The sequence below is a fragment of the Chitinophaga sp. Cy-1792 genome, assembly GCF_011752935.1.
Classification (GTDB): Bacteria; Bacteroidota; Bacteroidia; order Chitinophagales; family Chitinophagaceae; genus Chitinophaga.
Genome location: NZ_VWWO01000001.1, coordinates 1,998,252 through 2,012,988 on the forward strand (window position 1 = coordinate 1,998,252; position 14,737 = coordinate 2,012,988).

Annotated in this window: 12 protein-coding genes; 6 read left to right on the forward strand and 6 right to left on the reverse strand. The window is 44.6% G+C overall.

Annotated features, from left to right (window positions below; all coding sequences use genetic code 11):
* The first annotated feature begins 130 nt into the window (after window positions 1-130).
* Window positions 131-787 (forward strand): HD domain-containing protein, encoded by a 657-nt coding sequence (locus F3J22_RS08185; protein WP_167016036.1) that lies wholly within the window; start codon window positions 131-133, stop codon window positions 785-787.
* A gap of 131 nt (window positions 788-918) precedes the next feature.
* Here F3J22_RS08185 and F3J22_RS08190 read toward each other — a convergent pair whose 3' ends face one another.
* Window positions 919-1,437 (reverse strand): acyl-CoA thioesterase, encoded by a 519-nt coding sequence (locus F3J22_RS08190; protein WP_167016037.1) that lies wholly within the window; start codon window positions 1,435-1,437, stop codon window positions 919-921.
* A gap of 417 nt (window positions 1,438-1,854) precedes the next feature.
* Here F3J22_RS08190 and F3J22_RS08195 point away from each other — a divergent pair, with 417 nt between their 5' ends.
* The 3 genes from F3J22_RS08195 (at window position 1,855) to F3J22_RS08205 (ending at window position 6,576) form a co-directional block, all read left to right on the forward strand.
* On the forward strand, window positions 1,855-3,501 hold the full coding sequence (locus F3J22_RS08195) for a CTP synthase (protein WP_167016039.1): 1,647 nt from the start codon (window positions 1,855-1,857) through the stop codon (window positions 3,499-3,501).
* A gap of 193 nt (window positions 3,502-3,694) precedes the next feature.
* Entirely contained in the window at window positions 3,695-5,542 is a 1,848-nt protein-coding gene (yidC, locus tag F3J22_RS08200) for a membrane protein insertase YidC (RefSeq protein WP_167016041.1), read from the forward strand.
* A 104-nt stretch (window positions 5,543-5,646) separates the two neighbouring features.
* On the forward strand, window positions 5,647-6,576 hold the full coding sequence (locus F3J22_RS08205; RefSeq protein ID WP_167016043.1) for a M20/M25/M40 family metallo-hydrolase: 930 nt from the start codon (window positions 5,647-5,649) through the stop codon (window positions 6,574-6,576).
* Between the two features lie 75 nt (window positions 6,577-6,651).
* Here F3J22_RS08205 and F3J22_RS08210 read toward each other — a convergent pair whose 3' ends face one another.
* The 5 genes from F3J22_RS08210 to F3J22_RS08230 form a co-directional block, all read right to left on the reverse strand.
* A complete protein-coding gene (locus tag F3J22_RS08210) occupies window positions 6,652-7,278 on the reverse strand; it encodes a SprT-like domain-containing protein (protein WP_167016045.1) in 627 nt (208 codons plus the stop codon).
* On the reverse strand, window positions 7,278-7,667 hold the full coding sequence (locus tag F3J22_RS08215) for a hypothetical protein (protein ID WP_167016046.1): 390 nt from the start codon (window positions 7,665-7,667) through the stop codon (window positions 7,278-7,280). The genes F3J22_RS08210 and F3J22_RS08215 overlap by 1 nt, the downstream gene beginning before the upstream one ends.
* Window positions 7,667-7,900 carry an AtpZ/AtpI family protein gene (locus F3J22_RS08220; RefSeq protein ID WP_205195162.1) on the reverse strand — a complete coding sequence of 78 codons (234 nt, stop codon included), beginning with the start codon at window positions 7,898-7,900 and terminating at the stop codon, window positions 7,667-7,669. Before F3J22_RS08220 ends, F3J22_RS08215 begins: the two co-directional genes overlap by 1 nt.
* The gene (locus F3J22_RS08225) at window positions 7,863-8,249 is read right to left on the reverse strand and encodes a polymer-forming cytoskeletal protein (protein WP_167016050.1); all 387 of its coding nucleotides are present in this window, start codon (window positions 8,247-8,249) and stop codon (window positions 7,863-7,865) included. Before F3J22_RS08225 ends, F3J22_RS08220 begins: the two co-directional genes overlap by 38 nt.
* A gap of 164 nt (window positions 8,250-8,413) precedes the next feature.
* A complete protein-coding gene (locus F3J22_RS08230; RefSeq protein ID WP_167016052.1) occupies window positions 8,414-8,818 on the reverse strand; it encodes a hypothetical protein in 405 nt (134 codons plus the stop codon).
* Window positions 8,819-9,055: 237 nt separating this feature from the next.
* On the opposite strand from F3J22_RS08230, the gene F3J22_RS08235 reads away from it, so the two are divergent.
* Entirely contained in the window at window positions 9,056-12,250 is a 3,195-nt protein-coding gene (locus F3J22_RS08235) for a hypothetical protein (protein ID WP_167016054.1), read from the forward strand.
* An 83-nt stretch (window positions 12,251-12,333) separates the two neighbouring features.
* A complete protein-coding gene (locus tag F3J22_RS08240) occupies window positions 12,334-14,721 on the forward strand; it encodes a penicillin-binding protein 1A (RefSeq protein ID WP_167016056.1) in 2,388 nt (795 codons plus the stop codon).
* Window positions 14,722-14,737 lie beyond the last annotated feature (16 nt).

The window sequence follows — 14,737 nt, forward strand, 5'->3', positions numbered from 1 at the left end:
AAGGTTAAAACTATCAAACCTGCCGGTATAGGGGCAATCACACGTTTTTCTGGGATGTTTCCGGTAGGTGTTGGCAATAAATACAGCCCCAAATATATGTAAAAAAAGTAAACTTCCTATCTTTAGCGCTATGGAAGGACAACAGCAGATAATCGATAAAACAGTGGCATATGTACGCCAGGAACTGGCCGAAGCAGAAGGTGGACACGACTGGTGGCATATTTACCGGGTGTGGAAACAAGCTAAACATATTTCAAAAAGTGAAAATGTAAATATGCTGGTTGTGGAGCTGGGCGCGTTATTGCATGATATCGCCGATTCCAAGTTCAACGGCGGCGATGAAGAAGTAGGACCGGCGAAAGCGGTAGCGTTTATGCGTTCCCTCGGGCTGCCGGAAGAGGTGATTACACATGTGGAAAACATTGTACGCTATATTTCCTTTAAAGGCGGACATAACGAAAATGGTTTTTATTCGCCGGAGCTGGGTGTGGTGCAGGATGCCGACAGGCTGGATGCCATCGGGGCCATCGGTATTGCCAGGGCTTTTAATTACGGCGGGTTTAAAAACAGGGCCCTGTATGACCCGGAGATCGCGCCGGTATTAAACAGAAGTAAGGAAGATTATAAACATAATACTGCCCCTACCATTAATCATTTCTACGAGAAATTATTATTGTTGAAAGATAAGATGAATACCGCTACCGGTAAGCAACTGGCGCAGCAGCGCCATGCGTTTATGGAGCAATACCTCGATCAGTTTTATGCTGAGTTTGAGGGCGACAGATAACAGAAAGACGGCTCAAAAGTAAGCTGATAGCCATTTTTGAGCCGTCTTTTCCTTTATTGGATATTATTATTTGCAATCCTTCCTGCATGATCCGTTCATTAGCGTTTATGCATGAACGTTAGATAATCACCTTATATATTGAATAATGCTTTCAGTTCGTCAGCATCTTCAGGCTTCATTTTACCACCAAGGATCAAACGAAGCTGTCTGCGGCGGAGGGCGCCTTCATATAATTTAATTTCTTCTTCTGTATCTACAGTAATTGCAGGCACAGGTCTGGAATTTCCGTTAGGGTCCAGTGCTACAAATGTCATGAAAGCTTCATTTGATTTATAGCGATATTGCTGAACAGGATCTTCTCCCCAAACTCTCATGTGTACTTCCATGGAAGTATTGAAAGCGCGGGTAACCTTGGCTTCAATATGAACGACGTTACCTAATTTAATAGGGTTCATGAATGAAATATTGTCAACTGAGGCCGTAACAACGGGCGCAGCGCAGTGTTTCATACAGGACAGCGCTGCTGCGATGTCCATCCAGTACATCAGGCGGCCACCCATCAGGTTACCGAAAGTATTGGTATCGTTGGGAAGCACCAGTTCCGTCATTTGTATTAATGAATCCTGCGCTCTTTTAGGCGTTAATGTCATCTTTTATGTATTTCGGACGCAAATTTACAATAAATGTATACGAGGATGCACGCATTAAAAAGAATAGTATTTTATTTTGATAGAGAAATTGAAATTTGTTTACTGTAAGATGATAAACAGTTGTGAGAAACCATTGTTTTGACCAGGATATTGAATGATATAGGACGATTGAAGGGAGAATTTTTGTGAATTTCAAAATCAGATGAAATTCGCTGCCAGCAGGCGTTCGCTGTGGCGGCTCTGCGCCGTTTTAACGAGCCGTTAAGAATGTTCTGTGTATAAAAACTTGGGCGCGACGCAAATTTGTGTAACTTTGCATGACCTTCGGAAGTAGTTTACTTGACAGGTAATACACCAAAAGCAGTCCGGCACTTCCCCCTTAATAGGTCAAGTATTCTTAGCAGAATTTTAGTTTTTATGGCAAAATATATCTTCGTAACGGGAGGTGTTACTTCCTCTTTGGGTAAAGGAATTATAGCCGCCTCGCTGGCTAAACTATTGCAGGCACGCGGCTTTAGAGTGACTATTCAGAAGTTCGATCCATATATCAATGTGGATCCGGGAACATTAAACCCTTATGAGCACGGGGAATGTTATGTAACAGAAGATGGCGCCGAAACAGATCTCGATCTTGGCCACTACGAACGTTTCCTGAATACGCCAACGTCTCAGGCTAACAACGTAACCACCGGCCGTATATATCAGACAGTTATTAATAAGGAGAGAGAAGGTGCTTACCTCGGTAAAACCGTTCAGGTAATCCCACACATCACCGACGAAATCAAACGTCGTATCCTCCTGCTCGGAAAAGACGGTAAATATGATATCGTTATCACCGAGCTGGGTGGTACAGTGGGTGATATCGAATCACTCCCTTATATTGAGGCAGTTCGTCAGCTCCAATGGGAACTGGGTGAAGAAGATTGTCTGGTAGTTCACCTGACACTGATCCCTTACCTGAAAGCTGCAAAAGAGCTTAAAACCAAGCCTACTCAGCACTCCGTTCGTCTCCTGAGCGAATACGGCGTACATCCGGATATCATCGTTTGTCGTACCGAAGAGCCAATGTACCGCGATCTGAAAAAGAAAATCGCCCTCTTCTGTAATGTACAGGTGGATGCAGTCATCGAAGCAAATGACTGTCCTACTATTTATGAAGTTCCGCTGGAAATGATGCGCGAAAAACTGGACGTTTCTGTACTGAAACGCCTGGGTCTGCCTATCGAAAAAGAACCGGAACTGATCAAATGGCGCGAATTCCTGGATAAACTGAAATATCCTAAGACCAAAGTAACTATCGGTCTGGTAGGTAAATACGTTGAATTACAGGATGCTTATAAATCTATCCTGGAATCATTTATACACGCAGGTTCCATGAACGAGTGTAAAGTGATCGTTCAGAATATTCACTCTGAGCATATCACACCTGAAAATGTATGTGAGAAACTGAATGGTCTCGATGGTTTACTCGTGGCTCCTGGCTTCGGTCATCGTGGTATTGAAGGTAAAATCACTGCTATTCAGTATGCCCGCGAAAATAAACTGCCTTTCTTCGGTATCTGCCTCGGTATGCAGATGAGCGTGGTGGAATTTGCACGTAACGTACTCGGCTGGAAAGATGCCCATTCCGTGGAAATGAACCCTGATACTGCTCATCCGGTGATCAACCTGATGGAAGAACAGAAGAAAATCACCGCAAAAGGTGGTACCATGCGTCTGGGTGCCTACGCCTGCGAACTGCTGGAAGGTTCTAAAGCCGCTGAAATCTATGGTAAAACCATGATCAGCGAAAGACACCGTCACCGCTACGAATTCAATAACGAATTCCTCAGCCAGTTCGAAGCTGCCGGCATGATCCCTTCCGGTAAAAACCCGGATACCGGCCTGGTAGAAATGGTAGAACTGCCTAACCATCCGTTCTTCGTTGGTGCTCAGTTCCATCCGGAACTGAAAAGTACCGTGGAAAGCCCGGCTCCTATCTTCGTTTCCTTTATCAAAGCTGCTAAAACCTACGCGGAAAGCAAAAATGGTAAAGCAAAACACAACGAAGAAGTGACCGCATAACCATTATTATTTAGAATTAATTATATATAAAAGCGCTGACAGTCACTGTCGGCGCTTTTGTTTTTCCGGCATCTTCCTGTATTTAACAAATCTTTAATAATCAATTAATAAAAAAAACATCCCCTGGCAGGAACCGATGCGGGCTTTGATGGAAAAAGGATTACCTTTGCTGCCTAAATTTTAATTGCATTTCATGGATAGAAATTCGGTTATCGGCTTTTTGTTATTAGGCGTGCTGCTGGTGGTGTATATATTTTACAACCAGAACCAGCAGAAAACAATCGCACATGAAAAGGCCGTGCAAGATTCCATCGCTGCACTGAATAAGCCAAAAGTGGTTCCTGTTGATACAGTGACCAACCTGGCTGGTGCTCAACTCGATTCAGCCCATCAGGCACAGCTTTCAGGAGAATATGGCGTATTCGCAGCAGCAGCTGTTGGTACCGAACAAACTACCATCCTGGAAAACGATGTTGTAAAAATTACCTTCTCTAATAAAGGTGGACAGCCTATCGCTGTTCAGCTGAAGAAATTCAAAACCCACGACGGTGCACCTTTAATGCTGGCCAGCGGCTCTTTCAACCGCCTGTCCGTTGAAGTACCTGCCAGTCCGACCAAAGTACTGCAAAGTGCTGACCTTTTCTTCAACGCACCGCAAACCCAGCAACTGGCTGGCGATCAGCAGTCTATTTCCTACAGACTCCCTAGCGCCAACGGCGGTTTCCTGGAATTCGTGTACATCCTGAAACCTGGTAGCTACATGGTGGATTATAACGTCCACGCTGTCGGCTTCCAGAATATCCTCCCTGGCAACCAGAACTACCTGAACCTCCAATGGAACAGCGAAAATGACAAACAGGAACTGGATATGCAGAACGAGCGCCTCAATAACCAGGTGCACTACATGACCAAAAACGAGAAACATGACTACTTCACGCTCCAACGTACGCCACATGAAAAACTGGATAAAGAGCTGAAATGGATCTCTGTAAAACAACAGTTCTTCAACACTACACTGGTGGCTAAAAACACTGACTTCCTCAGTGCCGACTTTACCACTAAAGTGCCTGAAAGCGCTAACATCGTTGGTCAGACGTACGCAACACTGCAAATTCCTTACAACCGTGCCGCTGATTTCTCTTTCCCGATTGAAATCTACTACGGTCCTAACCACTATAAAACACTGAAATCCTTCGACCTGGGCCTGGAAAAAATCATTCCACTCGGTTCCGGTATGTTTGCTTTCGTGAAATATGTGAACAAATGGCTGATCATCCCTGTGTTTAACTTCCTCAGCGGATTTATCGGTAACTATGGCCTGATCATCATCCTGCTCACCATCTTCATCCGTCTGATCATTGCTCCTTTCACTTACCAGAGCTATGTTTCCCAGGCTAAAATGAAAGTGCTGAAACCGGAAATCGACGAACTGAAAGCGAAATATGGTGATGACCAGCAGACTTTCGGTGTTGAACAGATGAAGCTCTTCAAAAGTGCAGGTGTAAACCCACTCGGTGGTTGCTTACCAATGTTACTGCAATTGCCTATCCTGGTAGCGATGTACTCTTTCTTCCCGTCCAGCATTGAGCTGCGTCAGGAAAGCTTCCTGTGGGCAACCGACCTGTCTACCTACGATTCTATCGCTAAATTACCATGGAACATTCCATTCTATGGCGATCACGTGAGTCTGTTCACCCTGTTGATGACTGCTACCAGCTTCATGCTCGCGTTCTACAACCGCGGTATGGCTGATCAGAGTAACCCTGCCATGAAGTACATGCCGTACGTTATGCCAATCATGTTCCTCGGTATCTTCAACAGAACAGCAGCAGCATTGACATTCTACTACTTCCTGTCTAACCTGGTTTCTATCATCCTCCAGTTCGTGATCCAGAAATTCGTAATCAACCACGATAAGATCCACGCACAAATCCAGGAGAATAAAAAGAAACCTTCTGCCAGCAAAAAATCCAAATGGCAGGAGAAGCTGGAAGAAATGCAGAAAATTCAGCAGCAGCAACAGCAGCAGCGTAGAAAATAATATAATCTGAACATTTCAGTCATATTTTTTAACAGAAGGCTTCCTTAACAGGGAGCCTTCTGCGTTTATTGATATACTTGCAGAATAATCAGGATAATAACATAATGAAGAGAATTATTTTAACCGGCTTATGTGCAACAGGATTGTTATGTAGTGTACATGCACAGGATACCATACCATCTGCAAAAAGAATTCAGCATATTGTAAACTATCTCGCCAGCGATAAACTGAAAGGCCGTGGTACGGCAGAAAAAGGCAGTATTACCGCCAGTAAATATGTAGCAAAGCAATTTCGTAAACTGGGACTGAAACCTGTCAATAACGGCAGCTATTACCAGGATTTCACCTTCGATAGAAATGCCCATAAAAATATTCCCAGCAGAAATGTATTAGGCTTCCTGGATAACGGTGCCGCACGTACGATTATCATCGGTGCACACTACGATCATCTTGGAACAGCCGGATTATTTGATGGCAAATACCCGATAGGACAGATTCATAATGGTGCAGACGACAACGCATCCGGCGTTGCAGGCCTCCTGGAACTGGCCAATTATTACGTAAATAACAAAGACAAAGAACCGTTTAATTTCCTGTTTATCGCCTTCGGCGGAGAAGAACTGGGATTACAGGGATCTAAATATTATACTGCCAATCCGCTGCAGCCTTTGGCAAACGTACATTTCATGCTGAACATGGATATGATCGGGCGTTATAACCCGGAACGAGGTATCGGTATCGGTGGCTTTGGCAGTGCGGTAGAATGGCCGGCAGTATTTAAAGATGTTACACAGCCGGGTATTAAATACTTTACAGATGCAGCAGGGAAGGGGGCTTCAGACCATCACAACTTCTACATGCACCAGGTGCCGGTTATGTTTTTCCATACCGGCGGTCACGACGATTATCACAAGCCAACCGATGATGCTGATAAGTTACAGAGTGATGCAGAAGCGAAGATTATTCAACTGCAGATACAGCTGATAGGTAAAGCGATGGCTTATCCGGAGCTGCATTACCAGGAAGTAAAATAGTTATAATAAAGTGCCACTGCGCGCAATCCGGTGGCACACTTTTTTAGAAATAACAGGAGGACATCTCTCTACAACCTAATCCTCATTTACCATCTCTACTTCGTAAACAGGGCTGAACAGATACATTCTTTTAGAGGCTACTTCTTCACAACGATAACGTTTACGGATTTTTTCACCCCGGCGGAATATGCGTCCGTCTTTTGTTCTGAACAGCTGATGTAACGGCAACTGCTCTACGAAATAATGATTTTCCTTTTTGCGGTCGTAGCGGTTAAGTACACGCAGGAGATCTTCATCCGCACAGGAGCTGGCGGCAGGATTGGCCATACTTTGGCGTACGGCCAGTTCTACATCGGAGGGGAGATAGTCTTTGCCAACAAAACCGGCCAGTATAGCGGAAAATTCACTTTTCCATTCTTTGCCGTGTGCGGGCACACGGTTGCCGAATTTATTGAAGGTGGTCAGGTGGGCCAGTTCATGCAGCAGGGTGATGAGAAAGGAATACTTGTTCAGCGATCCGTTGATGCTGATCCGGTGTCCTTTCCCGTGCCCGTCCGGATGACGGTAGTCGCCGAGGATACTTTTTCTTTCGCGGGTAACGGTAAGATGCACCTTATGGTAACGGATAAATTCCATTACCGGCTCAAAAGTTCCGGCAGGCAGATAGGACGCTAAAGCATTTAAAGGCGCCTCCTGTTTCACTATTTAGACTGCTGTTTGAGTTTGTTGAAAAGGTTAATGGTTTCAAACACTGAATAGATCAGGTAGAAGCCTAACAAGATAAAGATGGTCGCCTTGCTGATGTTGGGTCTGTAGGTCAGTACATAAGCGGCAATACCGAGCAGGCAAAGCATGAGCTTACTGAGTGTGGAGCCATATACGGCTCTGACAAAGGCGTTGTTGTTAGCTGACTGAAGGCCTTTACGGCTCATCCTGTAGGAGAAAAGGGTAATTAGCGCCATGCCCAGGTTGCCAATAAGCAGCACGTTGAAGTGTGCATTGATTGATGCCAACCTGGATTGGAACGCTACTATTATGCCGGTCAGAATGACAAATACGGCAATTAATTTGAGAAAAAATCTGTCGCTCATTACTTGCGGGTATCTTTAATAATTTGCCACAAAAGTATGGCTAAACCCAGTAAAGAAAAAATGACGAGGAATAGCGGGAACCGCCAGCCAATTTTTTGGTCCAGCTTGTATCCTGCAAACACCGCCAGTCCCAGTATGGCCATCATCTGGAACGCTAGTCCCGCATAGCGTACAATAGAACTGTAACTGTTTTTATCAGTTTTGTTCTGCTTCTTTGAGGGCTGATTTTCCATTTTTATGAGTTTCTTCCGGCTTTTCATCGTCCATGTAGCAACGACCGTTGAATTTGGCGGTTGGTTCCATTTCGAAATGAGCAGTATAAACGTCTCCTTTAACGAGTGCGTTTCCTTTCAGGAACAGCAGCTCTTCCACTCTGATAATACCGGTAACTTTACCCAGCAGGTCAGCACTCTGGCAGATTAAATCGCCGGTGATCTCACCTTCTGGTCCTACAACGATTTTAGCTTTGGTAGATACGGTACCGTTTACCTGTCCATCGATGCGAATATCTCCTTCGCAAACAATATCTCCCTGTATAGACGTACCGTTGCCTATAATGTTGATGGTTGAGCTAGGTAACATGGACACTTTGTCACCTTTTGATTTTTGACTGTTATTAAACATAGGTTTTCAGGTTTTTCAGGTTTGTTAGTTAAAACGATGTAAGATAATTTAAATATTTCGACAATTACTGATTTATTCCAGTATTGTCTATCAACAAATTAGCTCTGTAAAATTGAAAATTATCAGTAAGTGCTGTTGTCTACTTTAGGCACTTTGATTACGGTCGTATCAACTTTGCCGGTAAATTCTCCGTTGAGTACCTGTTTGATGTTATCCAGGTATTTACCACGGGCATTTACGGCGGATTCGAGGGAGTCAGCACGCATTTTAAGGTGTATAAACTCCTTACGCTGCTTTAGATCGCCATATCCGGGAATATAATAACGCAACGGCGTAAATACTATGGTAGCAACAGTAATGGCTACCAGTAATACAAAAAGGGTACTCAGCGCCACATAAACGCTCATTCTCGACAACTTGAATGATGTAACTTCTTCATAGGACTCATCATTCATAATTACCAGCCGATACTTGTGACTGAGCTGTTGTAAATTTCTTTTTTTCTTTTTATTCCCCTTAATTGCCATTGCAGTTTTTTCGTTTTCAGGCGGCTAAAGTTAATCATATTTGTTTTATTTGCTCACCCGTTTATTTTTATTAAGAAGATTTGAAAATATTATCTTGTGGCGGGAATGATACTTTTGTCTGATTATCAGTAGATTATTTAAATTCCGATAATCAGATTTTACACATTTTTACAGTATCTTTAAAATATTTTTGTAATCTGGAAGTTATATATATTTAGCCTATTCACCCTGGCATCCATGAATCGCAAGTTATTATTACTGAAATACACTATTACATTACTGTTCGTATTGTGCATGGGATTACCAGTGGTAAGGGCGCAGAATATGCCTCGCAACCAGGCACAACGCCCGCCCCAAAGCCAATCCCAGCCAAATTCCCAGGGTAATAATACCCAGGCGAAGCCACTATTCAAACCTAAAGACCCTACACAGGTCAGAGTACAGGACAGACGTACCCCCGCTGAAATTATGCTGGAAAAGAAGAAATGGACGCTATACCGTGCATTCTGGCAAAACCTGGCTACCCGATATAATTACGAATACCACGCAAAACTGAAACTGGATAAAACCATCCGTAAAGTAAGCCGCGACGGGAAAGACAACTATAATGTACTATTACCTTTCTATCCGTTTACCTTCAAAAACCAGAACTTCAGCAAAGGTGAACTGGATTCTGTGATTGAAAAAAGCTCTACCGGTATACAGCTCCACGACCCCCGTGGTAAATGGATCCCGGACCTCTACGTGCTCATGGGAAGGGCCTACTTCTATGAAGGAGACCTGGACAATGCCAACAATACTTTCAAATACGTCAACATCGCCTTCGCGCCAAAGAATAAAAAAGAATATAAAACGGTCATCGGTTCTGCGGAAAATGATCATATTTCCATTGCTACCAAAGAAAATACAAAAGGAGTACTGGCGCCTTTCCGCCATAAACGTGCCCGTAACGATGCTTTCCTCTGGAGAGCCCGTACGCTGGTAGAAATGAAGGAATTCGACGAAGTACAGTCGCTCCTCAACGTACTGGCCAACGACCCCAAATTCCCGAAACGACTGGAAGGATCCGTTGCAGAAGTACGTGCCTACAGCAACTATATTCAGGGCCGCTACCCTGAAACAATCGGGCCTTTGCAGGTAGCGATCGAAAAAAGTCATGATAAAGTATCCAAAACAAGGATGTCCTTTATCCTCGGGCAACTCTATGCACAGCAACACCAGCCTGATTCTGCCATCGACCAGTTTAAAGGGGTAATTCACCGGAAGCCGGATGCCATGATGGATTTCCAGGCACGCATACAGATCGCCAGACTGAATGCTACCCGTGAAGGTGGCAACGTGGAACAGAGCATCGAAGGGCTGAAACATATGCTCAGAAAAGATAGGTTCCAGCCTTACCGCGACGCTATCCTCTTTACAATGGGTTCATTGTCTTACCCTAAAGATCCGGAAGCTGCGCTGGGATATATGAAGAAATCACTGAAAGTACCTAGCAATAACCTTATTCAACGCGCTATCACCTATAAAGGCATTGCAGATATTTACTACACACAACGTAAATACCTCGATGCAAAAAATTATTACGACAGCACTGTCAGTGTCATGAAGCCTGATTTTGCAGATTATGAAGTGATAAAAACCCGCGCAAGCGTGTTAGGCGACGTCGCTGCCAGGGTAGCGCTGATCCAGCGGGAGGATAGCCTGCAACGTATTGCGAACATGCAGGAATCTGACCGTAATATCTTCCTGACAAAACTGGCGGTATCTATCAAAAAAGATGCTGCCGAAAAGAAAAAAGAACAGGCACTGGCAGATGCCCAGGCTGCTTCCGGCTCCAATGTGGCCTTCGGCAGCAGCAACTTCTCCGGCGGAAATGGCTATTCACCACAGGCTGATGGTAATGGCGACTGGTATTTCTATAACCAGGGCGCTAAATCTGCCGGTTACTCTGAGTTCCGCCGCAAATGGGGCAACCGTGAACTGGCCGATAACTGGCGCCGTAGTCAGAACGCCCCCGCAGCCAATATCGCGGGTAATGGCAATAATGGGGCAACCATGCTCAATGCACCTACAGAAGGCGCTCCGGCACCGGTTCCGGCAGACAGCATGACGGCAGAAGTTCTGGCAAAAGGATTACCGCTCACACCTGATGCCATGAAAAAATCCATAGAAAAATGCCAGGCTGCCTGGTTTGATCTGGGGAAATTATATCATGATAAACTGGAAGATCTGCCACTGGCAATAGAAACATACGACAGTCTTTTACTGCTCTATCCCAACCATCCGCAGAAAGCAGAAGTATTATACTCCCTGTATGTCTGGAATGGTAAGATAAATCGTAATGACCTGGCCAATAAATACAAGAATCAGGTACTCAACGAATATGCACAAACGAATTTTGCAGACTTTATTCGTATGGGTGGGGCTAAGGATATAGATGCCGGTAAGAAAAAACAGATCAGCCAGGCGTACGATTCTGCCTATATCGCCTTTCAGAAAGGGAACTACGATGAGGCAATCGCTATGCGTAAGATGGTGGATTCTACCTACGGTATCAATTTCCTCCAGGCTAAGTTTGATCTGCTGCAGGCCATGATCACCGTGAAAACAGATACTTCCTTTGCCACAGATACTACCATGCGCTCCGTCAGAGCAGTACAGTATGTGGCCAATAAATATGCCGCCGATACAGCAGTTCATTCACAGGCACAGGCCTTACTGGATGCCTTGCAGAAACGCACGGAGTTATATAATTACCTGATAGCGCTGGAAGTAAAGAAAAACACCGATGGCCAGGGGCAGGTAGATGAAAACATCTCCATTACCTATCCATGGCAACATCCACAGCCAGCATTAACAGATAAGCTGAATACTGCCAAAACAAAAAATGACAGTATTAAAATCATTGCCGGAAATATTCAACAGGCGAAATCCAACCTGGCTACCACTACTACTCCGCCGCAGGTGGCAGTTGCCCCGCCGGCACCTCCATCCGCAGCCGCGGCAGACCCGGTAGTTACACCACCGCCGGCACCACCAAAACCGGTAACACCTTATAAATTGGATTCCAATAATCCGTATTTTGTGGTGCTGTCGTTTGGTAGAGTATCTAAAGACCTGATGGACGAAGGTTTGAACCAGTTTACCCGTTATAATGCCTCCAAGCATGCCACAGATAAAATTGAGGTAGGTAGTTTTGTACTTACTCCGAATGATATCATGCTGATCTTCAGGATTTTCCCTTCAGAAGATAAAGCCCTGGCGTATTTTGACGAGATCAGGGACGCTGCAACCGCCAACATTATTCCTAAGATCAAACCAGGAGATTACTCCTTCTTTGTGATTTCCAGGGATAACTTTATCCTGCTCAACAGTACGAAGGACCTCGCCGGCTACCGGAAGTTCTTCACAGATAACTATGTCACTCAGTAGGGAATATACAATTCCCGAAATTTCCATTAGCTTTGTCGGTCAAACTATTGGTGATAAAGCCAATTTAACAAATCAGAACGCGCATGAAAAAATCGGTGAAAATATTGTGGACAGCGGCTTTAGGGGTCTTAGCAGTATTTATCCTTTTAGTACTACTCGTCAATTTCCGGGTGATCGGCAGTATGCCTTCCATGGAAGAACTGGAGAACCCACGCGCTGCGCTGGCTTCCGAAGTAATCGCGGATGACGGCACCATTCTGGGAAAATATTATCAGGTAGATCGTTCCAGCAGTGACTATAATGAAATCTCTCCAAACGTTATTAACGCATTGATTGCCACAGAGGAAAGTCGTTTTTACGAGAACTCCGGCATTGATCCGATCGGTACTTTGGCGATTCCTTTTTATATGGCTATTGGTAAAAAACGTGGCTCCAGTACCATTACCCAACAGCTCGCATTAAACCTCCAGGCAGATGCTTTAGGCAAGAAAAGGGCCTCAAACCCCATCAGTCGCGCCTTTCAGAAGTTACAGGAGTGGATTATTGCAGTAAAACTGGAAAGGAATTTTACCAAGAAGGAAATTTTAACACTTTATTTAAATACGGTTTCTTTCGGCGATAACGTATACGGTATTGAAAATGGTGCCCGTACTTTCTTTAGTAAAGATGCCGGCCATTTATCCGTAGAAGAAGCTGCCGTACTGGTAGGTATGCTGAAAGGTAATACCCTCTACAACCCTCGTCGCAACCCTTCCATTGCAAGAGACCGCAGAAACCAGGTAATCCAGAACATGATAGATAATAAGTTCATCACCGAAGCAGAAGGTGCTGTAGCTAAATCTAAACCCATTGTGCTGCATTACAATAAAATTGACCATAACAAAGGACTGGCGCCTTACTTCCGTGAAGTGCTCCGCGATGAGCTGAAAACATGGGCCGCCAACCATACCAAGAGTGATGGCACTAACTATAATATCTATCGTGATGGTCTGAAAATTTATACTACCATCAACCCAAGAATGCAGTTATATGCAGAAGAAGCGGTAAGACATCACCTGATGACCTTGCAGAAATCACTCTTCGCACAGAACAATATCAAAACAGGCAGTGTGTGGAAAAACTGGCAGAAAGAGCTCTGGGGATTTGTCCAGGAATCTGACCGCTACCAGCAGATGAAAGAAGATGAGGCCTCTGATTCTACCATCATGCAGGCATTCAACACACCTGTTAAAATGAAGGTTTTTGCCTGGAACAGCTACACCAATCCTGACCTCAATGATGTGGATACCGTGATGACGCCGATGGACTCCATCAAGTACATGCGTGCCATCCTCCAGTCCGGTTTCATGGCCATGGACCCTGAGAGCGGTGAGGTGAAAGCCTGGGTAGGCGGACCGGATTTCCGTTACTTCAAAAACGATCACGTTTCTAAAATGCGTCGTCAGGTAGGTTCTACCTTTAAGCCTTTCCTCTATTGCTTTGCCATCATGAACGGCTTCACGCCATATACCATGCTGCCAAACGAGCCTATCTCCATAGACGGATGGACACCGCATAACTCTGAAGGTAGTACCGGTGGTTCTATCACCATGGCAGGCGCCCTGGCGAAATCACTCAACCTCGTAGCTGCTTACCTGATCAAGCAACTGGGCCCTAAAGCCTTTGCTGATTTCGTGAAAAATAAAGTTGGCTTTACTCCTAAAATAGATCCTTATCCTTCCATTGCATTGGGTGCGGTAGACTTATCGCTGTATGAAATGCTGCGTGCCTATACGATGTTCCCGGGACGAGGTATTAATACCAAACCAATTTACATTACCCGTATTGAAGACAGATATGGTAATATCCTGGAAACATTTGCGCCAGAAAAACGTGAGGTGATCGGTGAACACGATTCCTATACAATGGTGAAAATGATGGAAGGCGTTACTGGTCCGGGAGGAACGGCTAACCGTTTGCGTTTCCGTTATGGTATCCAGGGAGAAGTAGCTGGTAAAACAGGTACCACCAACGATAATACCGATGGATGGTTTATCGGTTATACACCTAAAATCCTGGCTGGTGCATGGGTAGGTTGTGAAAATAACTACATCCACTTCAGTACTACTGCCATGGGACAGGGTGCCAATACTGGTCTGCCGATCTGGGCTTATTTCATGCAGAAAGTATATGCAGATCCTACATTAAAAGTTTCTGCTGCCGATAAATTCATTATGCCGGAAAGTATGATGAATGAGAATTATGAAGACTTCAACTCCAACGTACAACCTGGTGCTGAAGCAGAAAATTCAGGTAACGGTTCTGAATCTGACTATATGGATACCAGCAATAACGCTGGCTATGGCGATGATTATTCTACGCCAGGTGCTCCTGAAAAAGCGGCTCCGAAGAAAGATGACAAAGAGAAGGAACCAAAGGATAGCAATAAGCCAGCACCTCCTAAGGCGGTGATGCCTAAAAAAGATCAATAAGTAAATCTTTATAAAA